The following is a 23,344-nucleotide window of genomic DNA, read 5'->3' on the forward strand; positions in this document are numbered from 1 at the left end:
TGGTGACCCGGCGGTGCCCCGGTCCGCCGGGGCGGTCCGCCGGGCCGGGGGTTGAGGACAGGCTCTAGGCTGGTGCCCAGCAAGCACCGAGTAATTGCAGCAGCCAGTGGGGGCTCCCAGATGACGACAGGTCGGCCCGGCGTCGCCGCCGCACCGAACGCGGCGTACGCAGGTCAGGTGGTGCAGTTCCCGGATCCGGTCCGCGCGGAGCGGCACCCCGCCGGGGTCAGCATGGACGAGTACGGCTACCCGGACTTCGGCCCGTACGCGGCCGCCGCGGCCGAGGTCGCCGACCCGCCGGAGGGCTTCGGCGTGGACGAACTGCGGCTGACCGACTACGTCTCGGCCAATGCCGCGCTGTACACCCAGGGCCACCCGCTCTGGGCCGACCTGGAGACCGCCGTGGCCACCCCGCCCGGCTGGACCTGGCACCACGCCGTCGGCCGGGCCGCCCCCGGCTGGCGCCGGATGGAGCTCGTCCCGGTCGAGGTCAAGGCGCTGCTGCGGCACCACGGCGGCCTGGCCACCTCCTCCGCCGACCACACCCGCCGCGGCACCCGCCCGCTGCAGGAGCGCCGGCCCGTCCACTTCGCGCTGGCCCTGGACGGCGGCGACCCGATTGGCGTCCCCGAGGACCTGGTGCAGCGCGCCGAGGAGCGCCTCGGCTACCGGCTGCCGGGCGCCTACCGCACCTTCCTCAAGCTGGGCGGCGGCCGCGGCCCGGTCGGGGTCGCGCTGGACACCGAGCTCGGGCTGCTGCTCGACCAGCCGTTCCTGACCCTCACCGAGGAGTACGGCACCGAGGACGTCGTGTACGCCAACAAGTGCCTGCGCGACCACCTCACCAAGGACTACCTGGGCATCGCCTACGCGCAGGGCGGGCTCGTCGCGCTCAAGGTCCGCGGCGAGCGGACCGGCTCGGTCTGGTTCCACCTGTACGACGACGCCCGCGACTCCGGCGCCTCCGAGGCCCCGGAGGACCGCTGCGCCCGGCTGCTGCTGCCCTGCGGCGAGGACTTCGACGACTTCCTGCTGCGGCTGGCCGGCAGCCCGCCGGAGCTGGAGACGGTCGCGGAGCTGATGGTGGACGGCGGGTTCGCCCGGGCCGTCCCGGTGGGCTGATGCGCGGGGCCGCGGTGGCCGCGGGGAACGCGGTGGTGCTGGTGGAGCGGGGGACGACGAGGATGCGGACAGGGGTGAACCGGGCGTGGTGACGTACGCGCAGGCGCAGGAGCTCGCCGAGGAGTGGATCAACGGCGGGGTGCCGCGCTCGCAGCAGCGCGAGGTGCGGGTCCGGGAGTTCGACCTGGGCTTCGTCTGCTGGGCGATGCCGCCCGGGGGCGGGGACGCCGGTCCGGACGGCCCGGGGTCGGGCTCCGGTGGTCCGGGCTCGGGCTCTGGCTCTGGCTCTGGCTCGGCTTCGGGCTCGGGTTCGGGTGAGGCGCGGCTGGTGATCGCCCGGGACTCGGGTGCCAGCACGCTCTGGCCGGCCCTGCCCGTCAACGAGGTGGTCCGGCAGTACGAGGAGATCTACGGGCGGCCGGTCGCGGCCAACCCGGCCGGGGCGGCGAAGCCCGCGCCCGGACCGGTGGAGGCGACCTCCTTCCTGCTCAGCCCGCCGCAGTGGCTGCAGGAGGCCGGGGCCGCGGCGATCGCGGCGGAGGCGGAGCGGCTGGGGGGCGGTGCGGCCGCGCCGGCTCCTGCGCCTGCACCGGTTCCTGCTCCGGCGCCGACGCCTGCGCCCGCGCCGGTCGAGGAGCCGTTCGCTCCGATGGCGCCGCACGCGCCCGCCGTGCTGACCGAGCCGCCGGTCTCCGACCGGCCCGCCGGCGACGCGCCGACCATGCTCGCCCCGCCGCCCGGCCACGACGAGCCGTTCGTCGTACCGCAGCCGCAGCCGCAGCCGCAGCCGCAGCCGCAGCCGCAGCCGCAGCCGCACCCGCACCCGCAGGCCGCCTCGCCGGTGCCGCCGACCGCCGCGCCGCCGGTCGGTGCCGAGGCGGCGACCGTCCTGATGCCCGACGGGCTGCGCACCACCGGCTCGGACCTGCCCGACGCGCCCGCTCCGGCCGGCGCCGAGGCCGCGACCATGCTGATGCCGCCGGCGAGCGGGGGCTACGGCATGCCGCCGGTCCCGCCGTCCGCCGAGCAGCCCCCGGCCGCGCCGCCGGTCGGGCCCCCCGCGCCCGCCCCGGCCGCCGAGCCGGCGCCGACGCTGCTCGCCCCGCCGGACTCGATGCCCGGGCTGATGGGTCTGCCGGGGGCCCCGGCCACCCCGCCCGGTGCCCCGGTGGAGCAGGCACCGACGATGCTCGCCCCGCCCGGTGGCGTGCCCGGCCTCGGCGGTCTGCCCGGTGCTCCGGCCGGTCCGCCGCCGCCCGGCGCCCCGGTGGAGCACGCACCGACCATGCTGGCCCCGCCCGGCGGTGCCCCCGGGCTGGCCGGTCTGCCCGGCGCCCCGGCCGCCGGGGCGCCCTCCGGCGGGGCGCCGCAGGGCGGGCCCGGCCGGGCCCCGGGCTCGGCCCCGCCGCCGCCCGCGCCGGCCGGGCTGCGCGGTTCCGCCGGTTCGCCCGGCGCGGGTGCCGCCGCCGGCGGGCTGGGCCGCAACTCCGGCTCGGCCCCGCCGCCGCCCCCGCCCGCAGGGCTGAAGCACACCCCGGGTTCCGGCACGCCGGGCGGCGCCCCCGGCGGCCGGTCGGCCGGTTCGACCCCGCCGCCCCCGCCCCCGGCGGGCCTGCGGGCCGGTGACGCCCCGGCCCCGCAGGGCACTCCGGCCGGCGGCACGTTCTCGGCCGGGGTGGCGTACGAGGCGACCCAGCTGGCCGGCGCGATCGACCCGGCGCTGCTGGGTGGCCCGGCGGACCCGGGCACCCCGCCGTCGGGCGGCCCCGCCGTCCCGCCGCCGCCCGGCGGTCCGGCGGCCCCGGCCGCGCCCGTGGCCGGCTACGGCTATCCGAACGCGGGCGGCGCGGCCGGGGTCGTGCCCCCGGCCGCGGTGCCCGGTTCGCCGCAGCCCGCGCCGGTGCCCCCGGGGGTGCCCGCGGTGGGTCCGGGCTACTTCGCCGCGCTCAGCTACCGGGGCCCGGACGGCTCGGAGCAGAAGCTGCTGCACCGCAGCGAGCCCGGCACCCCGCACCCGGAGTGGAAGATCCTGCAGGACCTGCGCCGGCTCAACGTGCCGCCGGAGCAGGTGCTGGAGCTCTACACCGAGCTGGAGTCCTGCGACCTGCCGGGCGGCTACTGCAACCGCATGATCGCCGCGTCCTGGCCGAACGTCCGGCTCACCCACACCGCCCCGTACGGCCGTGACCACGCGTCCCGGCAGGCCGGGATGGCCGAGCTGCTCGACCACCTGGACGAGCTGCACCAGCTGGCCTCCGGTGCCCAGCGGGTCCGCCCGTTCCGGGTGCCGCTGCCCGCGCCGGGGACGGTCCAGGCGCTGCCGCCGCTCCCGCCGCAGCAGCTGGCCCAGGAGGTCGGCACCGCCTTCGGGCAGAACGTGTTCCGCTACGAGCAGCGGGCCGTCTCCCGGCAGGGCGTGCCCGAGCCGGTGTCCCAGAGCCTGATGTGGGCCGGGCTGCCGCGCGACTTCGGGCCGTTCTTCTGGGCGCAGGCGCAGGAGGGCCGTCCGATCCCGACGCTCGCCGAGCTGGCCGCCGAGCGCGGCCTGCCCGCCGGCCCGGACTTCGGCGGCTACCTGGTGCTCGGCAACGACTACGGCCGCCAGCTGTGCGTCCAGTACGGCACCGCGAACGTGGTCGCCGTGGACGTCGATGGAACCGGCCAGCCGCCCCGGTTCGTCAACAGCGGTGTACCGGAGTTCGTCCGCGCGCTGGCCCTGCTGGGCCGGATGTGGCGGCTCCGGTACGGGCTGACGCCGGACCAGGCCGGTCGCTGGACGACCGACTTCCAGGCCCAGCTCGCCGCGATCGACCCGGCGGCCCTGCAGAACGCGGACACCTGGTGGGCCGTGCTGCTGGAGCAGTTCTGGGACGGTCTGCTGTAGCGGACCGTTACGGATCCTCGCAGGTGGGGAGGGGTCGTTCCGGTGTCCGGGACGGCCCCTCCGGCATGCCGCCGTGGCTGTGCCTCGTTGGGGTTTTGCCCGGATCTGCGCAAAATAGGTCAAGAGGATGGGTCTACTCGTCCGGTCCTCGACGTATTCAGGTCCGCAGGACGACCGAATCCGGCCCCGGTGTCCGAACCGGTTCCGGATCCGGGCGTTCCGTCCGATCATGGGCTCCGCAGCCCGCGAACGAGGGGAAGAGCCCATGAGCGACGCCGTCCCCCAGAACGGCTTCACCCAGGCCCGGCGCGGCTACGCGCCCGATCAGGTCGAGCGAGCCCTCGCCGCGCTCACCGCGCAGCGCGACGAGGCGTGGGAACGGCTGAGTGTCCTGGGTGCCGGGATCCGGCAGATGGAGGCCCGGCTGGCCGACATCCGCAGGGCCGCCGAGGAGGCCCCGGAACCCGACTACCAGGTGCTCAGCGAAGAGGCCGCCGGACTGGCCGTGATGGCCGCGAACGAGGGCCGCGCCGTCCGGGAGAAGGCCGAGCGCTTCGCCGAGGACCTCCGCGACGAGGTCTACGAGGCAGGCCAGGCGGCCGACCGGGCCGCCAAGGAGTACGCGACCACCACCCGCGCCGAGGCCGACGCGGCCGCCCGCCGCACCGAGGAGCGCACCCGCGCCGAGGCCGAGGGCATCCGCGCCGACGCCGACCGGGACAGCCGCGCCGCCCGGGACGCCGCCACCGCCTACGCCGCCAAGGTGCGGGTGGCCGCGGCCGAGGCCAGCGAGCAGGCCGAGGCCGAGCTGGCCACCCGGCGCCGCAAGGCCGACGAGACCTTCGCCGAGGCCCAGGCCGCGGCCGACGCCGAGGAGACGGAGGTCTCCGCGACCGCCGAGCGCCGGGTCAAGGAGGCGGAACAGCAGCGGGAGACCGTGCTGAACCGGATCAAGCAGCTGGAGACCGACGCCCAGGCCAAGGCCGACCAGCTGATCGAGCAGGCCCGCCGGGAGGCCGAGAAGGTCAACGCGGCGAGCGAGCGCGAGCAGCGCGAGTTCGACACCCGGCTGGACACGGTGCAGCAGCACCTTGACCACATCAAGGCCACGCTGGCCTCGCTCACCGGAGCGGCGGTCGGCCAGATCGAGCCCCAGGGGCTGGCGGCGGCCGTCGCGGCCTCCGCTCCGGCGGACGCGGCTCCTGCTTCCGCGGCGGGTGCGGCCGCTCCGGCCCCGGCGGACGCGGTGGCCGACGCGGCGCCGGTGGACGCGGTGGACCCGTCGGACCCGGTGGCCCCGGCGGACTCGGAGGCGGACACCGGGGAGATCCCGGTCACCAACCTGCGGAAGGCCTCGGCGCGGGTCGCGGGCCCCGCGCGGACGCCGGTCGCGGACGCCGCCCCGGCCTCCGGCTCGGCCGGGACGCGGGAGAAGGCGACGGCGGTGCTGCGCGCGCCGGTGGTGGGCGGGAGTGCCGGCAAGGCGACCGCCGAGTCCGTGGTGACCGGCCCGGTCGCGCCGGTGGTTCCGGTGGCGGTGCCGCCGAAGCCGGCCTCGCCGCCCCCTGCGGTGCCCGACGGGGACGCCGGGGGCGCTGCGGCCGGTGCCGGTGCCGGTGCGGGTGCGGGCGTCGGCGCCGAGCAGGAGCCGGAGGACGAGACCCGGATCATCCCGAAGATCATCATCGTGGACGACGGCACCGGCTACGCGACCCCCAACACGGTCAGCTACCGCCGCCGCTGAGGGCGGACCCGGCCCGGCCCCGGCCCCTCGTAGGCCGGTGCGCCGGGCCGGCGCGGTTTCAGCGGAACTCTTGCGTCCGGGGTGCGGGCGCGTCCGGGGCGTGGGTCCGGGCGTGGCGCGGGCGTGGTGCGGGCGCGAGCCGGGGTGCGGGTGCACGGGGCGGGAAAAGAAGTAGGCCGAGACCCGTGGCGCCCTCCAGGAAAGGGCGCCACGGTTCCCGGCGCTTGGGCGGGCGCCCCCACCCAGGGTCGCCCGGCCTCGCACCTCCGACCCCCATCGGGGGTGCGACAGTGCCGCCGCAGCCATCCCCCACGGTTGGGTGCGGCGGGCACGTTCACCATGGTGCGCGATCTCCATGGACGGCCAGTGACAGGAGTATGTCCAGTTCGTGGCGGATCACCGTGCCCTGTTCGGCGCGGCTTCCGCTCGGTTCGTCCACCCGTCGGTCCGGTGCTCCGCCCGGTGTTCCGGCCTGCGGTTCGTCCTGCGGTCGGTCTGTGGTTCGTTCCCGCGCGGCCTCGCCGGGGCCGTACGCCGCGTGCGTGTCCGTGCCGCGGCGTAGGCTGGAGACCCCCGGCCGCTCGGCGTGCCGGGCCGTTCGCGTTGCCCTGGCGGGCCCTCGTCGCCCGGGGGCAGCTTCCGCCACGGGACGAAGAAGAGACCCCAGATGAGCCTGACCGGACTGCTCGATGTCGTCGCGCGGGACGCGGCGCTCGCCGAGGCGATCGGGGCGGCCACCGCCACCGGCGCCGCGGCCGGCGGACGCCGCCACCTGGACCTGGTCGGACCGCCCGCCGCCCGGCCCTTCGCCATCGCCGCACTGGCCCGGGCGCTCGCCGGGCAGTCCGCCGGGGAGCACGGCCGTCCGGTGCTCGCCGTCACCGCGACCGGCCGGGAGGCCGAGGACCTGGCCGCCTCGCTGCGCTCGCTGCTGCCCCCCGACGCCGTCGCCGAGTACCCGGCCTGGGAGACCCTGCCGCACGAGCGACTGTCGCCCCGCTCGGACACCGTCGGCCGCCGGCTCGCCGTGCTGCGCCGGATCGTGCACCCGCGGGCGGACGACCCGGCGGCCGGGCCGGTGCAGGTGATCGTCGCCCCGGTCCGCTCGGTGCTGCAGCCGCAGGTCAAGGGGCTGGCCGAGCTGGAGCCGGTGGCCGTCCTGCGCGGGGAGTCGCACGACCTGGAGGAGGTGGCCCGCCGGCTCGCCGCGGCTGCCTACGCGCGCGTCGAACTGGTCGAGAAGCGCGGTGAGTTCGCCGTCCGCGGCGGCATCCTGGACGTCTTCCCGCCGACCGAGGAGCACCCGCTGCGGGTGGAGTTCTGGGGCGACGAGGTCGAGGAGATCCGGTACTTCAAGGTCGCCGACCAGCGCTCGCTGGAGATCGCCGAGCACGGCCTGTGGGCGCCGCCCTGTCGCGAGCTGCTGCTCACCGACGAGGTGCGGGCGCGGGCCGCCGAGCTGGCCGCCGAGCACCCGGGGCTGGCCGAGATCCTGGACAAGATCGCCGAGGGCATCGCGGTCGAGGGCATGGAGTCGCTGGCGCCGGTGCTGGTGGACGACATGGAGCTGCTGGTCGACGTGCTGCCGCTCGGCTCGGTCGCGGTGGTCTGCGACCCGGAGCGGGTCCGCACCCGGGCCGCCGACCTGGTGGCGACCAGTCAGGAGTTCCTGCACGCCTCCTGGGTCGCGGCCGCGTCCGGCGGGGACCGGCCGATCGACCTGGAGGCGATCGACGTCTCCGCCGCCTCGCTGCGCTCGCTCGCCGAGGTGCGCGAGCACGCCGCCGAGATCGGGCTGCCCTGGTGGTCCGTCAGTCCGTTCGCGACCAGCGAGTCGACCATCGACGGCATCCTGGAGATCGACACCAACACCCTGACCCTCGGCATGCACGCCGTCGAGGCCTACCGCGGCGACACCGCCCGGGCGATCGCCGACGCCAAGGAGCGGCTGGCCGCCGACTGGCGGGTCGTCATGGTGACCGAGGGGCACGGGCCGGCGTCCCGGCTCGCCGAGGTGCTGGGCAACGAGGGCATCCCGGCCCGTCTGGTCGCCGACCTCGCCGAGGCGCCCACCCGGGACGTCGTCTACGTCTCCTGCGGCTCGATCGAGCACGGCTTCGTGGACGAGGCCCTGAAGCTCACGGTCATCACCGAGACCGACCTGTCCGGCCAGAAGTCCTCCACCAAGGACATGCGCCGGATGCCGTCGCGCCGCCGCAACGCGATCGACCCGCTGGCGCTCGTCGCCGGCGACTACGTCGTCCACGAGGCGCACGGCGTCGGCAAGTACGTCGAGATGGTGCAGCGCACCGTCCAGGGCGCCACCCGCGAGTACCTGGTGCTGGAGTACGCCCCGGCCAAGCGCGGCCACCCCGGCGACCGGCTGTTCGTGCCGACCGACCAGCTCGACCAGGTCACCAAGTACGTCGGCGGCGAGGCCCCGACCCTGCACCGGCTGGGCGGCGCGGACTGGGCGAAGACCAAGCAGCGGGCCAAGAAGGCGGTCAAGGAGATCGCCGCCGACCTGATCAAGCTGTACTCGGCGCGGATGGCCGCCCCCGGCCACACCTTCGGCCCGGACACCCCGTGGCAGCGCGAGCTGGAGGACGCCTTCCCGTACGCGGAGACCCCGGACCAGCTGACCACCATCGCCGAGGTCAAGTCCGACATGGAGAAGTCCGTCCCGATGGACCGGCTGATCTGCGGCGACGTCGGTTACGGCAAGACCGAGATCGCGGTGCGGGCCGCGTTCAAGGCCGTGCAGGACGGCAAGCAGGTGGCGGTGCTGGTGCCGACCACGCTGCTGGTGCAGCAGCACTTCTCGACCTTCGCCGAGCGGTACGCCAACTTCCCGGTGACGGTGAAGGCGCTGTCCCGGTTCCAGACCGACAGCGAGGCCAAGGCCGTGCTGGAGGGGCTGTTCGAGGGCTCGGTGGACGTCGTCATCGGCACCCACCGGCTGTTCTCCTCCGAGACGAAGTTCAAGGACCTCGGCCTGGTCATCGTGGACGAGGAGCAGCGGTTCGGCGTCGAGCACAAGGAGCAGCTGAAGAAGCTGCGGGCCAACGTGGACGTGCTGACCATGTCCGCGACCCCGATCCCGCGCACCCTGGAGATGGCGGTCACCGGCATCCGCGAGATGTCCACCATCACCACCCCGCCGGAGGAGCGGCACCCGGTGCTGACCTTCGTCGGACCGTACGACGAGAAGCAGATCTCGGCCGCGATCCGGCGTGAACTCCTGCGCGAGGGCCAGGTGTTCTACATCCACAACCGGGTGGAGTCGATCGACAAGGCGGCCGCCCGGCTGAAGGACCTGGTGCCCGAGGCGCGGATCGCCACCGCGCACGGACAGATGGGGGAGACCCAGCTGGAGAAGGTCGTCGTCGACTTCTGGGAGAAGGAGTTCGACGTCCTGGTGTCGACCACGATCGTGGAGTCCGGCATCGACATCTCCAACGCCAACACCCTGATCGTCGAGCGCGGCGACACCTTCGGCCTCTCCCAGCTGCACCAGCTGCGCGGCCGGGTCGGGCGCGGCCGCGAGCGCGGCTACGCGTACATGCTGTACCCGCCGGAGAAGCCGCTCACCGAGACCGCGCACGAGCGCCTGGCCACCATCGCCCAGCACACCGAGATGGGCGCCGGCATGTACGTCGCGATGAAGGACCTGGAGATCCGCGGCGCCGGCAACCTGCTCGGCGGCGAGCAGTCCGGGCACATCGCGGGCGTCGGCTTCGACCTCTACATGCGGATGGTCGGCGAGGCGGTGGCCGAGTTCCGCGAGTCGCTGGCGAGCGGCGGGGAACCGGAGGAGGAGCCGCTGGAGGTGAAGATCGAGCTGCCGGTCGACGCGCACGTGCCGCACGACTACGCGCCCGGCGAGCGGCTGCGGCTGCAGGCCTACCGCTCGATCGCGGCGGTCAACTCGGAGGACGACATCACGCAGGTCCGGGACGAACTCGTGGACCGCTACGGCAAGCTGCCCGAGCCGGTGGAGAACCTGCTGATGGTCGCCGCGCTGCGGCTGTACGCCCGGCGGTGCGGCATCGCGGACATCACCCTGCAGGGCTCCAACGTCCGCTTCGGGCCGGTGGAGCTGCGGGAGTCGCAGCAGCTGCGGCTGAACCGGCTCTACCCGCGCAGCCAGGTCAAGGCCGCCGCCCAGCAGCTCCTGGTGCCGCGTCCCAGCACCGGGCGGATCGGCGGCAAGCCGCTGGTCGGCCGGGAACTGCTGGGCTGGTGCAGCGAGTTCCTGTCGGCCATGTTCGACGACCTGGCGGGTTCGAAGAAGTAGCACCCCTCGGCCGGTCGTTCGCGGGGGCGGTTCACGGCGGTGTTTCACGGCGGTCTCGGGCTTCGGCCCGGGGCCGCCGTTTCCGTGTCCGGGTGCCGACGGTGGCGGTTGTGCGGCGTCGGCTGTGAACAGGGCCCCCACTGGTTCGTCGAAGGGCCCGACTTCCTGCGCGGGAAGTCGGGCGGGTCGACTTCCTGTGTGGCGGGGTGGGGGCCCGGGCCGGGTGGTGGCATGTACCTGTCTCGGTGTTGGCGGTGTGTCGGCGGGGGGTGGGGTGGGGCGGGTAGGTTCGGGGGTGTGACGACGAATGTTCCCGGTGCCAAGTTGATCCTGCTGACCACGACCCACCGGGTCGCGCCCGGGTTGTTGGCGTGGCCGGCGTGGGAGGCGTTGCGGTCGGCGGGGCGGGTGCTGGTGGGGGACGAGGGGCATCCGCAGGTGGCCGCGGTGCGGCAGGCCGGGGTGGCGGTGGAGGTGGCGGCCGCCGGGTCGGTGCCCGGGCTGGCGCGCCTGCTGACCGAGCGGCCCGCCGCGGAGGGGGCGACGGTGTGGCTGGGCAGTCCGGACGGGGATCCGGGGCTGACGGACGCGCTGGCGCGGCTCGCGGTGGAGCGGGCGGGTGAGGTGCCGGAGATCGAGGTGCTGCCGGGCTCGTACGACCTGCCGGGGTCGCGGCTGCTGGACCTGGTGACGGTGATGGACCGGCTGCGCTCGCCGGGCGGCTGCCCGTGGGACGCCGAGCAGACGCACGAGAGCCTGGTGAAGTACCTGGTCGAGGAGGCGTACGAGCTGGTCGAGGCGATCGAGGAGGGGGACCGGGAGACGCTGCGCGAGGAGCTGGGCGACGTGCTGCTGCAGGTGTTCTTCCACTCCCGGATCGCCGAGGAGCACCCGACCGAGCCGTTCACCGTGGACGACGTGGCCGGTGACATCGTCGAGAAGCTGATGTACCGGCATCCGCACGTGTTCGGGGACGTGGAGGCCGGGGGCGCCGCCGAGGTGGAGGCGAACTGGGAGCAGCTGAAGGCCACGGAGAAGGCGGACCGCGAGTCGGTGCTGGACGGTGTGCCGGCCGGGCTGCCCGCGTTGGCGTACGCGGCGAAGCTGGTGTCGCGGGTGCGCCGGGCGGGCTTCACGGGGGTGCCGGACGAGCCGTACGAGCTGCCGGCGGAGGTGACCGCGGAGTCGGCGGGCCGGCTGCTGCTGGCGGTGGCGCAGCGGGCGCACGACGCCGGGGTGGACGTGGACGCGGCGCTGCGCTCGGCCGCGCGCGGTTACCGGGACGCGGTGCGCGCGGCCGAGGGCCTTAAGCCGGACGAGGAGTAGGGCCTCAGGCCGGAGGAGGAGTTACGGACTCAGGCCGGACGAGGCGTAGGGCCTCAGGCCGCCGTGGCGGTGGCCCGGACGGGGTGCCGCTGCGGCGGGACGAGTTCGCCGATGGCCTCGCCGACGAGGACGACGAGTTCGGCGAGGCGTTCCAGGTCGAGGTGGTCGGGCAGGTCGGCGAGGGAGATGATCCGCTCGCCGTCCGGGCCGGCGACGGCGAAGAGGTCGATCGGCCCGAGGTGCTTCTCCGCGGTGTCGACGAGGGCGGCGACGTCGCTGGGGCGGCGGATGTCGCCGGAGACGCCCACGACGGGGCAGCCCGGCCGGTCGAGTTCGGCGGCGAGGTCCTCGGCGATGCCGACGTGCTGGTCGGCGATCAGCATTCCGGCGGCGCCGGCGGCGGAGAACCGGCGGGCGAGGCCGGAGCCCGACCCGCCGTCGAGTACTGCGATGACGACGACTGACCCGCTGACCCGCATGGTCTGCTCCTCCCTGTGGGCGACACCGCACCGGCGCCCACGCGCACTGCGGAGGATCGTAGGCAGGTCCTGATCCTCCGCAACAGGGATTACCCCTCAGGTGACCAGGCTCACGCCTGCCGTCCGGCCAAGAGCTGTCCAAGAGCCGTCCACGGCCCGTCCACGGGTCGTCCACGGAGTGTTGGCGCACCGGTCGCATGTCGTCGGCACACCGGTCGCATGCCGTCGGCGCGGAGGCCGCACGCCGTTGACGCGGGGTGGCGCGCGTCCTGCGGGAGGGGGTGCGGACACCCACCGGATACGGTCGACCCATGCCAGCTCAGCCCGACGCCCCCTTCGCGGAGCCCGCCGCCCAGCAGCCCGACGCCCCGGCCCCGGAGCCGGCGGCCCCCGCCTCGCCGCCCGCCGCGCCGCAGCTGTTCACCTGGGAGTTCGCCGCCGACCCGTACCCCGCCTACGCCTGGCTGCGCGAGCACGCCCCGGTGCACCGCACCAAGCTGCCCAGCGGTGTCGAGGCCTGGCTGGTGACCAGGTACGCGGACGCCCGGCAGGCGCTCGCGGACAGCCGGCTGTCGAAGAACCCGGCGCACCACAGCGAGCAGGCGCACCGCACCGGCCGGGTGGGCATCCCGGGGGAGCGGCAGGCGGATCTGATGACCCACCTGTTGAACATCGACCCGCCGGACCACACCCGGCTGCGCCGGCTGGTGTCGAAGGCGTTCACCCCGCGCCGGGTGGCGGAGTTCGAGCCGCGGGTGCAGCAGCTCACGGACCGGCTGATCGACGGTTTCGCGCAGCGCGGTTCGGCGGACCTGATCCACGAGTTCGCCTTCCCGCTGCCCATCTACGCGATCTGCGACATGCTGGGCGTGCCGGCCGAGGACCAGGACGACTTCCGCGACTGGGCGGGGATGATGATCCGGCACGGCGGCGGTCAACGCGGTGGCGTGGGCCGGGCGGTGAAGCGGATGCGGGCGTACCTGCTGGAGCTGATCCACCGCAAGCGGGCGGACCTCGGGGACGACCTGATCTCGGGTCTGATCAGGGCGAGCGACCACGGCGAGCACCTGACCGAGAACGAGGCCGCGGCGATGGCCTTCATCCTCCTCTTCGCCGGTTTCGAGACGACGGTGAACCTCATCGGCAACGGGACGTACGCGCTGCTGCGCGATCCGGGGCAGCGCCGGTTGCTGCAGGAGTCGGTGGCGCGCGGGGAGAGCGCGCTGCTGGAGACGGGGATCGAGGAACTCCTGCGCTACGACGGGCCGGTGGAGCTGGCGACCTGGCGGTTCGCGACGCAGCCGCTGACCATCGGCGGGGTGGAGATCCCGGTGGGCGATCCGGTGCTGGTGGTGCTCGCCGCGGCGGACCGCGATCCGGCCCGGTTCGCGGACGAGAACACCCTGGACCTGGCCAGAACGGACAATCCGCACCTGGGCTTCGGGCACGGCATCCACTACTGCATCGGAGCCCCGCTGGCCCGGCTGGAGGGGCGGGCGGCGCTGGCCACGCTGCTTTCCCGGCTGCCGGATCTGCGGCTCGCGGAAAGTCCGGAGAATCTGCGCTGGCGAGGTGGTCTCATCATGCGTGGCCTGCGGGAACTCCCGGTCGAATTCAGTCCGGAGAGCCGCTCCCCGCATACGCTTCCCCAGGCCCCCGCGCACGCTCCTTCCGCGCCCCTGACAAATTGACACGAAGTGACGGTGGGCCGGGTGACGCGCTGACGGAGCGTCGCCCGGAGCCTTTGAATCAGGGTGTGAAGGACCATCAATCCGGACATAACGCCGCCGTTGGTAGGCGATCGGACACGCGCCGTAATTTCTGTGTGATATCGGTGATATGAGCTTGTGATTGGTCTGAGGATCTGTCTACTCTCCCTGGAGTTCGCAGCTGCGGACCTCGTGCGCGGAACGCCGAATCCTGCCCGCCGCGTCACGGGAAACCGACCAGAACCCTGGGCAGGGGCGGGGGACCCAGGTTTGTTGCCGTCCCCACGGCTTGGGGTGAAGCCGCCCGAGCGGAATCGTTTCCGCGTACGGCGGCCGGGCCACCTCCCGGTCCGAACCCGACAGCTCACCTCGCAGGCGTGCGGAGAGGGACCTCTTCATGCTGTTCGTTGGAACTGGCCGCCACCGTCGTCGCACCCAGGCCGAGAAGGCCATCGCCGTCGCGGGTGTGGCCGGCGTCGGACTCGCGATGCCGCTCCTCACCGCCACCGGCGCCTCCGCCGCCCCGGCCTCCACCTGGGACGCCGTCGCCCAGTGCGAGAGCGGCGGCAACTGGAGCATCAACACCGGCAACGGCTTCTACGGGGGCCTGCAGTTCACCTCCAGCACCTGGAAGGCGTACGGCGGCACCTCCTTCGCGCCGCAGGCCAACCAGGCCAGCAAGGGCCAGCAGATCTCGATCGCCGAGAAGGTGCTCGCCTCGCAGGGCCCGGGCGCCTGGCCGGTCTGCTCCCAGAAGGCCGGGCTGAGCAAGGGCGGCGCCCCGGCGTCGGTCGACACCTCCTCGGACGCCAAGCCGCAGTCCGCCCCGCAGCAGCAGACGCCCAAGCGGCAGCAGGCCCAGAAGCCGGTCGAGAAGCCCGTCCAGAAGCCGGCCGAGAAGCCCGCCCAGAAGCAGGCCCCGAAGCACGCCGCGCCGCAGCAGGCCGAGAAGCCCGTCGACCAGTCGGCGCAGCAGTACGTCCCCAAGCACGCGGCCCCGTCCGCCGCCCAGCCGGCCCCGGCCGCGCAGACCGGCCACGACTACACCGTCCGCGCCGGTGACACCCTGTCGACCATCGCCGCCACCCAGGGTGTGTCCGGCGGCTGGCACGCGCTCTACGACGGCAACCGCGGCACCGTCGGCGGCGACCCGGACCTGATCCTGCCCGGCCAGGTCCTGCACCTCGGCTGAGCCGCCCCGCCCGGGAGGCACGCCCGGCCGGGGGAGACGCTCCGGCCCCGGGAAGTGCTTCCGCCCCGGGGAGGCGCGCCCGGCCCCGGGACGCGCTCCCGCCCCGGGCGCCGCGCCCGCCCCGGAGCCGTCCCTCCGGGGCCGCAACGCCCGTGCGGGCGAATGGGGTCGGCGCTACCGGCCCCCTTCGTCCGCATTCGCCCGTCCCGGGCGGACAAGGTGGGACAAGCAGGTGAACTACCGGGGGGTAGCGGGGCCACACGCTGAGACGGGACCCAGGTCGACGTGGCCCCGGGAGCCCGGGCGGCTAGGCTCTGGTCCGTAACGACTCCGCAATCGTCCTGCCGACAGCACCAGCGTCAGCCGGACCTGCTTCCGCTAGGAGATGCCTCGTGCCGTCCATCGATGTCGTCGTAGCCCGTGAGATCCTCGACTCGCGCGGCAACCCCACGGTCGAGGTCGAGGTCGGCCTCGACGACGGCAGCACGGGTCGTGCCGCTGTCCCCTCGGGTGCCTCCACCGGTGCCTTCGAGGCGCTGGAGCTGCGCGACGGTGACAAGAACCGCTACTTCGGCAAGGGCGTGGAGAAGGCCGTCCTGGCCGTCATCGAGCAGATCGGCCCGGAGCTGGTCGGCTACGACGCCACCGAGCAGCGCCTGATCGACCAGGCCATGCTCGACCTCGACGCCACCCCGGACAAGTCCTCGCTCGGCGCCAACGCCATCCTGGGCGTCTCGCTGGCCGTCGCGCACGCCGCCTCCGAGGCCAGCGACCTGCCGCTGTTCCGCTACCTGGGCGGCCCGAACGCGCACGTCCTGCCGGTCCCGATGATGAACATCCTCAACGGCGGCTCGCACGCGGACTCCAACGTCGACATCCAGGAGTTCATGATCGCCCCGATCGGCGCGGAGTCCTTCTCCGAGGCCGTCCGCTGGGGCGTCGAGGTCTACCACACCCTCAAGGGCGTGCTGAAGGAGCGCGGCCTGTCCACCGGCCTCGGCGACGAGGGCGGCTTCGCGCCGAACCTGGACAGCAACCGCGAGGCCCTGGACCTGATCACCGAGGCCATCCAGAAGGCCGGCTACGTGCCCGGCCGTGACGTCGCGCTGGCCCTGGACGTCGCCGCCTCCGAGTTCTACAAGGACGGCGCCTACCAGTTCGAGGGCAAGGCCCTCTCGGCCGCCGAGCTGATCGAGTACTACGCCGAGCTCGTCGCCGCCTACCCGCTGGTCTCCATCGAGGACCCGCTGGACGAGTCGGACTGGGACGGCTGGAAGGCCATGACCGTCAAGCTGGGCGACAAGGTCCAGCTGGTCGGCGACGACCTGTTCGTCACCAACCCGGCCCGCCTGGCCAAGGGCATCGAGACCGCCACCGCCAACGCGCTGCTGGTGAAGGTCAACCAGATCGGCTCGCTGACCGAGACCCTGGACGCCGTCGAGCTGGCCCAGCGCAACGGCTACCGCTGCATGATGTCGCACCGTTCCGGCGAGACCGAGGACGTCACCATCGCCGACCTGGCCGTCGCCACCAACTGCGGCCAGATCAAGACCGGTGCCCCGGCCCGCTCCGAGCGCGTCGCCAAGTACAACCAGCTGCTGCGCATCGAGGAGATCCTCGACGACGCCGCCGAGTACGCCGGCCGCGGCGCCTTCCCGCGCTTCAAGCACGAGGGCTGAGACCGCGAGGTAGCGCAAGCCTGACCGGTGCCCCGCCGTTCACCCCGTAGGGTGGACGGCGGGGCACCGTCGCGACCAGGAGGGGATACGGGAGATGGCAGGCTGGAGGATTCCGGGCTTGGCGGCCCGGCCTCGGTTCACGAGCCGGGCGACCGTCCTCGTCCTGGTGCTCTGCTCGCTGGTGGCGATCCTCGCCTACCCGACGCGGCAGTTCATCTCCCAGCGCGCCGAGATCTCCGCCCAGCGGGCGAAGGCCGACCACGCGCGCCAGCAGGTCGAGCAGCTGCGCCGGGAGAAGGCCCGCTGGCAGGACCCGGAGTACGTCAAGGCGCAGGCGCGCGCCCGGCTGCACTACGCGGTGCCGGGGGAAACCCCGTACATCGCGGTGGACCCGGCCGGGCAGGCCTCCGCCAAGCCGTCCTCGTCCGCCGCCGGTGCCCCGGCGGCCGGTGTGGCAGCCGGTCAGCCGAAGGCCGCCAAGCCCTGGTACGCCAGCATCTGGGACTCGGTCGACGCCGCCGACACGGCCGCGCCGGCCCCCGCCGCCCCCCTTCCGCTCCCACCGTCCCCCGTTGGAGACACCTCCCCCCATGACCACTGAGAACCACCCCTCCGTCTCCGACGCCGACGTCGCGGCCATCGCCGCCCAGCTCGGCCGGGTGCCGCGCGGCCTGCGCGGCGTGGCGCACCGCTGCCCCTGCGGCAACCCGGACGTCGTGGAGACGGCCCCCCGGCTGCCGGACGGCACGCCGTTCCCGACGCTGTACTACCTGACCTGCCCCAAGGCCGCCTCGCTGATCGGCACCCTGGAGGCGGACGGCGTGATGAAGGACCAGACGGCCCGGCTCGCCGAGGACCCGGAGCTGGCCGCCGCCTACCAGAAGGCGCACGAGGACTACATCGCCCGGCGCGACGCGATCGAGGTGCTGGAGGGCTTCCCGAGCGCCGGCGGCATGCCGGACCGGGTGAAGTGCCTGCACGTGCTGGTCGGCCACTCGCTGGCGGCCGGCGAGGGCGTCAACCCGCTCGGCGACGAGGCGATCGGGATGCTGGAGGAGTGGTGGGCCAAGGGCCCGTGCGTCTCCCCGGCCGAGGTCGAGGCCGCCGGGGAGCGGGTCGCCCGCAACCGGGCCAAGGAGCAGGACCACGAGGCCGTGATCGCCGCCAAGCAGCAGAAGACGGCCGAGCGCGCCGCCAAGAAGCTCGCCGCGGACGACCTCCCGCAGGACGGTGCCACGCAGGACGGTGCCACGCAGGACGGTGCCGGACAGGACGGTGCGCAGGACACCGACGGGCAGCAGGAGTCGCGGTGACCATGACCCGGGTGGCCGCGATCGACTGCGGCACCAACTCGATCCGGCTGCTGGTCGCCGACCTGGACCCGGAGACCGGGGAGATCACCGACCTCGACCGCCGGATGCTCGTCAACCGGCTGGGCCAGGACGTGGACCGGACCGGCCGGCTGCACCCCGACGCGCTGGCCCGCACCTTCGCGGCCTGCCGGGAGTACCAGGAGATCATCTCCGGCTTCGGCGTCGGCCCGGAGCGGCTGCGCTTCGTCGCCACCAGCGCCTCCCGGGACGCCGAGAACAGCGACGAGTACACCAAGGGCGTGCGCGACATCCTGGGCGTCGAGCCGGAGGTGGTGAGCGGCGAGGAGGAGGCCCGGCTGTCCTTCCTGGGCGCCACCAAGGAGCTGACGGGCGACCGCTTCCCCGCTCCGTACCTGGTGTTCGACCTGGGCGGCGGCTCGACCGAGTTCGTGCTCGGGTCGGACGACGTCCAGGCGGCGCGCTCGGTGGACATCGGCTGCGTGCGGCTCACCGAGCGGCATTTCGGCGGGGCCGAGCTGCCCTCCGCGGAGCAGGTCGCCGAGGCCCGGGCGCACGTGCGGGCCGAGCTGGACCGGGCCGAGGAGGCCGTGCCGCTGACCGGTGCGGCGACCCTGGTGGGCCTGGCCGGAACGGTCACCACGGTGTCCGCGATCGCCCAGGGCCTGTCGGGCTACGACTCGGCGGCGATCCACCACTCGCGGCTCAGCCGGGAGCGGGTCGCGGAGATCGCCGGTGAGCTGCTGGCCGCGACCCACGCCGAGCGCGCGGCCATCCCGTCGATGCACCCGGGCCGGGTGGACGTGATCGCGGCCGGGGCGCTGGAGCTGCTGGAGATCATGGAGCGGACCGGCGCCGCCGAGCTGGTCGTGAGCGAGCACGACATCCTGGACGGGATCGCCTGGGGTATCGCCTCCTGACCCCTTGCGGGGCTTACCCGAACCGGCCCCGGCACCCCTTTCGGGGAGCCGGGGCCGGGGCGCGCCCGAGCCCGTGCGGAAAAGTTCGTGAATTTCTTCACATGGCGATGGGGTCATTCGGCGCACCTGCTCGCCCGCTACGTCCGAATTGTGGGACCGAAGGCCTCCCGGTCGCGAGGCCCCTTGGATCGCAGGCCAGGGCTCGCTTGGGGTTTGAAAATCGAAATCACGCGCGGGAACCCGGGTGTTGTGCGGATCGTTGCTGCTCAGCAGGGTGGTGCTCCGGCGCACGTTCACGAGGGGGCGCGGAGGGGTGTGAGCACGGGCGCCGGACCCGTTTTTGCGGCCGCGCAGTGTAGCACGGGGTGTCCATGAGCTTGTGACCGGGCTCACGAAGGCTGCTCCGGACGGTGCTGGATACTTTCGGATATGAGCACCACGGAGCGTCCTCGCATCCTCATTGTCGGCGGTGGTTACGTCGGCCTGTATGCCGCGATGCGCATCCTCAAGAAGATGCGCTACGGCGAAGCGACCGTCACGGTCGTGGACCCGCGGTCGTACATGACGTACCTGCCCTTCCTCCCCGAGGCGGCCGGCGGCAACGTCGCGCCCCGCAACCTCGTCGCGCCGCTGCGCAGCGCCCTCAAGCAGGCGGAGGTGCTGACCGGGTCCGTCACCGGCATCGACCACGCCCGCAAGGTCGCCACCATCCAGCCGGCGGCCGGCGACAGCTACGAGCTGCCCTTCGAGTACCTGGTCGTCGCGACCGGCTCGGTCTCCCGCACCTTCCCGATCCCGGGTCTGGCGGAGAACGGCATCGGCATGAAGACGGTCGAGGAGGCCATCGGCCTCCGCAACCACGTCATGGCCCAGCTCGACAAGGCCGAGTCCACCACCGACGAGGAGGTCCGCCGCAGGGCGCTGACCTTCGTCGTCATCGGCGGTGGCTTCGCCGGCATCGAGACGATCGCCGAGATCGAGGACATGGCGCGCGACGCGTCGAAGCTGTACCGGACCGTCAGCCGCGACGACATGCGCTTCGTCGTCGTCGAGGCCGCCAACCGCATCCTCCCCGAGATGGGCCCGGACCTCGGTCTGTGGACCAAGGAGAAGCTCGAGGAGCGCAACATCGAGGTCTACATCGAGACCTCGATGGACTCCTGCGTCGACGGCCACGTCGTGCTGAAGAACGGCATGGAAATGGACGCCTCCACCATCGTGTGGACGGCCGGCGTGAAGCCGAACCCGGTGCTGTCCGAGTTCGGTCTGCCGCTGGGCCCGCGTGGCCACGTCGACACCGCGCCGACCCTGCAGGTCCAGGGCTTCGACTATGTCTGGGCCGCCGGCGACAACGCCCAGGTCCCGGACCTCGCCGCCGGCGAGGGCGCCTGGTGCCCGCCGAACGCGCAGCACGCCTGCCGTCAGGCCGTCGTCCTCGGCGACAACGTGATCTCCGGCATGCGGGGCTTCCCGCAGAAGGAGTACAAGCACAAGAACCTGGGTGCGGTCGCCGGTCTCGGTCTGCACAAGGGCGTCGCGATCCTCTTCGGCAAGTACAAGCTGAAGGGCCGTCCGGCCTGGTGGTTCCACCGCCTGTACCACGGCGCCATGGTGCCGACCTTCAACCGCAAGGTGCGCGTCTTCACCGACTGGACCCTCGCGATGTTCCTCAAGCGCGAGATGGTCGGCCTCTCCCAGATGGAGAAGCCGCAGCTTCCCATCCAGGAGGTCACCCCGCCCACCAAGCCCGTCGAGGCCGCCAAGCCGGCCGCCGACAAGGAACTCGCCAGTAAGTAAGCGACTGAGACCCCGGTGTGGGAGCACCGGGGTATGAGTCGGAGGCCCTCCGCCCGGCAACGTCGCCGGACCACGACCTCCGTGGTGCTCAGCCGGCCCTGTGACCGGGCGGAGTACAGAACGAAGAAGGGCCCTGCCGAAGCTTCGGCAGGGCCCTTCTCGTTACCGGCGTCCACCGGCCTCCGGTCAGTCGGTCTTGATGCTCGACAGGATGTCCAGCTTGGACGCCCGGCGGGCCGGCCAGATGGCGGCCACCAGGCCGACCACCCCGGCCAGGGCCAGGAACATCGCCAGCTGGCCGTACGGCAGGACGGTGGTCAGGCCGGCCAGGCTGGACTTCAGGGTGCCGTTGATCGCCCAGGCGATGAAGCAGCCGAGGGCCAGGCCCACGCCGGCGCCGAACAACGAGATCACCACGGACTCCAGACGGACCATCCGCTTGATGCCCCGGCGGTCCAGGCCGATCGCGCGCAGCATCCCGATCTCGCGCTTGCGCTCGAAGACCGACATCGCCAGCGTGTTGATCACGCCCAGGATCGCGATCAGGACCGCCATCCCCAGCAGGCCGTACATCAGGTTCAGCGCGAAGGTGATGGTCTGGCTGAAGTCGTCGCGGACGTCCTGCTTGGACTTCACCTCGATCACCGGGTTGGCGCCGGTGGCGTCCTTGAGCGACTGCTTGAGCGTGTCCGTCGCGCCGTCCTTGCCCTTGACCAGGACGTCGGAGATGTACGGCTTGGGCTCGTGCTTGGCGATCTCGCTGTTGGCCAGGACGACCGGGCCGAGCATGCCGCCCGTCTTGTACACGCCGCCGACGGTCAACTGGCCCTTGGAGTCGTCCGGGTAGGAGACGGTCATCGTCGAGCCGGTGGTGACGTTGAACTTCTTGGCGACGTCCGCGTCCACCAGCAGCTGGCCCTTGCCGAGCGCGGCGGTCGAGCCGCTGGTCAGTTCGACGTCGACCAGCTGGTCGAAGGTCGCCGCGTCCAGGCCGGAGATCGACTTGGTGGTGCCGTCGAGCTCCCAGTAGGCGGCCGTCATCGGCGATGAGGCCGCCACCCCGGGCGCCTTGGCGATCTGCGCGGGCACCTGCTCGGCGAGGCTCATGCTGTTGGCGGCCGAGACGATGTAGTCGGCCTTCATCGAGCTGGTGACGGCGCGGTCCACCACGTCGCTCACCGAGGCGCCGATCACGGTGAGGCCGCTGACCAGGGTCAGGCCGATGGTGAGCGCGGCGGCGGTGGCCGCCGTCCGGCGCGGGTTGCGCACCGCGTTCTGCTGGGCGAGCTTGCCCGGGGTGCCGCCGAGGCCGCGCAGCAGCGGGCCGAGCAGGGCGACCACCGGCCGGGAGAGCAGCGGCAGCAGGACGAACACGCCGATCAGGGCCAGGACGGCGCCCAGGCCGACCGGCAGCCGGCCGCTGGTGTCGCCGGTGGAGGCGCCGTAGCCGATCAGGGCCAGGCCGCCGGCGGCGAGCAGCGAGCCGATCGTGTTGCGGACCACCAGGCTCTTCTGGGAGGCCGGCTGGTCGCCGCTGCTCATCGCGGCCACCGGGGCGATCCGGGCCGCGCGCAGGGCGGGCAGCAGGGCCGAGAGCACCGTCACCACGACGCCGACCACCAGGGTCACCGCGACGGTGAGCGGCTTGATCACCAGGGCGCCGCTCGGCATGTTCTCGTTCAGGGTGCCGATCAGGGACTGCATCCCCGCGCCGATCCCGACGCCGGCGGCCAGACCGGCCACCGCGGAGACGGTGCCGATCAGCAGCGCCTCGACCAGCACCGAGCGGGTGACCTGCTTGCGGCTGGCGCCGATGGCGCGCAGCAGGGCCAGCTCCTTGGTGCGCTGGGCGACCAGCATGGTGAAGGTGTTGGCGATGATGAAGATGCCGACGAAGAGCGCGATGAAGGCGAAGACCAGCAGCATGGTGCGCATGCTGTCGGTGCCCTTGGTGATCATCTCCTGCTCGTCGGCTTTGAGCTTGGCGCCGGTCTCGACGTCGAACTGGTTGCCGGAGGGCACCTTGGGCCGGGCCTGGTCGAGCAGCGCGTCCTCGGAGGTGCCGGGCTTGGCGGTGAGGACGACGCCGCTGTAGCGGCCGGGCTCCAGGAGCAGCCCCTGCGCGGTGGCCCGGTCGAACAGGGTGAGCGTGCCGCCGGTGCTCACCACCGGGTCGTCGGTGGTGAAGATCCCGGTGAGCTTCGCCTCGACCACCGGGCCGTTGGCGGCCACCCGGACGGTGTCGCCGACCTTGTAGCCCGCCTTGTCGGCGGTCTTGCGGTCGAGCGCTATCTCCTTGCCGTTCTTGGGGCCCTGGCCCTCGGCCATCGGGTAGCGCGGGTCCTTGCCGTCCTGGCCGGGGGCGAAGTTGGCGCCCTTCGCGGCCCAGAACTGGCCGATCAGGTTGCCCTTCCTGTCGGCGACCCCGGTGAAGCCGCTGACCACGCCGCGGGCGTTGGCGGTGCCCGGCAGGGCGGCCAGCTGCTGGACGGTGGCGTCGGTGATCGCGGCGGAACCGCTCTCGCTCTTCTGCCGGGCGCTGGCGCCGGAGCCGGCCGCGCGGTCGACCACCTGGACCGAGACGTCCGAGTAGCTCTTGGAGTTGCTGTCCCGCATGGCCTTGCCGAAGGTGTCGGAGAAGACCATGGTGCCCGCCACGAAGGCGGTGCCGAGCATGACGGCGAGCGCCGTCATCAGCAGTCGGCCCTTGTGGGCCAGCACGTTGCGCAGTGCGGTGCGATACATGGGGTGTCCTGGGAGGGGTCGGTGGGCGGCTTCGGGGTTGCCGGGCTGCGGGTTGTCGCCGGTTCAGCTGGTGCGTGGTGTCAGCTGGTGCGGCCCTTGGCGTCGAAGCGGCGCATGCG

At 73.4% G+C, this 23,344-nt stretch carries 13 protein-coding genes, 1 pseudogene and 1 riboswitch; of the genes and pseudogenes, 12 read left to right on the forward strand and 2 right to left on the reverse strand.

Going from position 1 to position 23,344, the window contains the following annotated elements; all coding sequences use genetic code 11:
- Window positions 1-120: 120 nt before the first annotated feature.
- From IE332_RS35965 to IE332_RS35985, 5 genes are all read left to right on the forward strand, one after another.
- Entirely contained in the window at window positions 121-1,122 is a 1,002-nt protein-coding gene (locus IE332_RS35965) for an HNH endonuclease (RefSeq protein WP_189924985.1), read from the forward strand.
- An 85-nt stretch (window positions 1,123-1,207) separates the two neighbouring features.
- Window positions 1,208-4,006 carry an SUKH-4 family immunity protein gene (locus IE332_RS35970; RefSeq protein ID WP_189924986.1) on the forward strand — a complete coding sequence of 933 codons (2,799 nt, stop codon included), beginning with the start codon at window positions 1,208-1,210 and terminating at the stop codon, window positions 4,004-4,006.
- A 265-nt stretch (window positions 4,007-4,271) separates the two neighbouring features.
- The gene (locus IE332_RS35975) at window positions 4,272-5,750 is read left to right on the forward strand and encodes a hypothetical protein (RefSeq protein ID WP_189924987.1); all 1,479 of its coding nucleotides are present in this window, start codon (window positions 4,272-4,274) and stop codon (window positions 5,748-5,750) included.
- Between the two features lie 667 nt (window positions 5,751-6,417).
- On the forward strand, window positions 6,418-10,047 hold the full coding sequence (gene mfd / locus IE332_RS35980; RefSeq protein WP_189924989.1) for a transcription-repair coupling factor: 3,630 nt from the start codon (window positions 6,418-6,420) through the stop codon (window positions 10,045-10,047).
- Window positions 10,048-10,344: 297 nt separating this feature from the next.
- Complete coding sequence (locus tag IE332_RS35985; protein ID WP_229929183.1) at window positions 10,345-11,373, forward strand: nucleoside triphosphate pyrophosphohydrolase; 1,029 nt, start codon at window positions 10,345-10,347, stop codon at window positions 11,371-11,373.
- 53 nt (window positions 11,374-11,426) lie between these two features.
- Here the strand turns inward: IE332_RS35985 and IE332_RS35990 are convergent, their stop codons facing one another.
- On the reverse strand, window positions 11,427-11,852 hold the full coding sequence (locus IE332_RS35990) for an SDR family NAD(P)-dependent oxidoreductase (RefSeq protein WP_189924993.1): 426 nt from the start codon (window positions 11,850-11,852) through the stop codon (window positions 11,427-11,429).
- A gap of 311 nt (window positions 11,853-12,163) precedes the next feature.
- Here IE332_RS35990 and IE332_RS35995 point away from each other — a divergent pair, with 311 nt between their 5' ends.
- From IE332_RS35995 to IE332_RS36025, 7 genes and pseudogenes are all read left to right on the forward strand, one after another.
- On the forward strand, window positions 12,164-13,543 hold the full coding sequence (locus IE332_RS35995) for a cytochrome P450 family protein (RefSeq protein ID WP_189924995.1): 1,380 nt from the start codon (window positions 12,164-12,166) through the stop codon (window positions 13,541-13,543).
- Between the two features lie 243 nt (window positions 13,544-13,786).
- Window positions 13,787-13,953: riboswitch (cyclic di-AMP (ydaO/yuaA leader) on the forward strand.
- A 5-nt stretch (window positions 13,954-13,958) separates the two neighbouring features.
- Window positions 13,959-14,753, forward strand: a complete 795-nt coding sequence (locus tag IE332_RS36000) for a LysM peptidoglycan-binding domain-containing protein (protein ID WP_189924997.1) — start codon at window positions 13,959-13,961, stop codon at window positions 14,751-14,753.
- Between the two features lie 392 nt (window positions 14,754-15,145).
- On the forward strand, window positions 15,146-16,432 hold the full coding sequence (eno, locus tag IE332_RS36005; RefSeq protein WP_189924999.1) for a phosphopyruvate hydratase: 1,287 nt from the start codon (window positions 15,146-15,148) through the stop codon (window positions 16,430-16,432).
- A gap of 118 nt (window positions 16,433-16,550) precedes the next feature.
- Window positions 16,551-17,033 (forward strand): FtsB family cell division protein, encoded by a 483-nt coding sequence (locus IE332_RS36010; RefSeq protein ID WP_229929184.1) that lies wholly within the window; start codon window positions 16,551-16,553, stop codon window positions 17,031-17,033.
- Window positions 17,005-17,544 (forward strand): annotated as a pseudogene (locus IE332_RS36015) (DUF501 domain-containing protein); the annotation flags it as partial. The gene IE332_RS36010 and the pseudogene IE332_RS36015, both read left to right, overlap by 29 nt.
- A 203-nt stretch (window positions 17,545-17,747) precedes the next feature.
- Window positions 17,748-18,683 (forward strand): Ppx/GppA phosphatase family protein, encoded by a 936-nt coding sequence (locus tag IE332_RS36020; RefSeq protein ID WP_189925013.1) that lies wholly within the window; start codon window positions 17,748-17,750, stop codon window positions 18,681-18,683.
- 429 nt (window positions 18,684-19,112) lie between these two features.
- Window positions 19,113-20,480, forward strand: a complete 1,368-nt coding sequence (locus IE332_RS36025) for an NAD(P)/FAD-dependent oxidoreductase (protein WP_189925005.1) — start codon at window positions 19,113-19,115, stop codon at window positions 20,478-20,480.
- Window positions 20,481-20,666: 186 nt separating this feature from the next.
- On the opposite strand, the gene IE332_RS36030 is transcribed toward IE332_RS36025, so the two are convergent.
- Window positions 20,667-23,225 carry an ABC transporter permease gene (locus IE332_RS36030; RefSeq protein ID WP_189925007.1) on the reverse strand — a complete coding sequence of 853 codons (2,559 nt, stop codon included), beginning with the start codon at window positions 23,223-23,225 and terminating at the stop codon, window positions 20,667-20,669.
- Between the last annotated feature and the right edge of the window lie 119 nt (window positions 23,226-23,344).

It is taken from the genome of Kitasatospora xanthocidica (genome assembly GCF_014656195.1).
GTDB classification, from domain to species: domain Bacteria; phylum Actinomycetota; class Actinomycetes; order Streptomycetales; family Streptomycetaceae; genus Kitasatospora; species Kitasatospora xanthocidica.

Bases quoted from the DNA above. Each gene is read 5' to 3' on its own strand.
- IE332_RS35965 (WP_189924985.1), top strand. From the start codon at position 121: ATGACGACAGGTCGGCCCGGCGTCGCCGCCGCACCGAACGCGGCGTAC.
- IE332_RS35975 (WP_189924987.1), top strand. From the start codon at position 4,272: ATGAGCGACGCCGTCCCCCAGAACGGCTTCACCCAGGCCCGGCGCGGC.
- mfd (WP_189924989.1), top strand. From the start codon at position 6,418: ATGAGCCTGACCGGACTGCTCGATGTCGTCGCGCGGGACGCGGCGCTC.
- IE332_RS35990 (WP_189924993.1), bottom strand. From the start codon at position 11,852: ATGCGGGTCAGCGGGTCAGTCGTCGTCATCGCAGTACTCGACGGCGGG.
- IE332_RS35995 (WP_189924995.1), top strand. From the start codon at position 12,164: ATGCCAGCTCAGCCCGACGCCCCCTTCGCGGAGCCCGCCGCCCAGCAG.
- IE332_RS36000 (WP_189924997.1), top strand. From the start codon at position 13,959: ATGCTGTTCGTTGGAACTGGCCGCCACCGTCGTCGCACCCAGGCCGAG.
- IE332_RS36020 (WP_189925013.1), top strand. From the start codon at position 17,748: ATGACCCGGGTGGCCGCGATCGACTGCGGCACCAACTCGATCCGGCTG.
- IE332_RS36025 (WP_189925005.1), top strand. From the start codon at position 19,113: ATGAGCACCACGGAGCGTCCTCGCATCCTCATTGTCGGCGGTGGTTAC.
- IE332_RS36030 (WP_189925007.1), bottom strand. From the start codon at position 23,225: ATGTATCGCACCGCACTGCGCAACGTGCTGGCCCACAAGGGCCGACTG.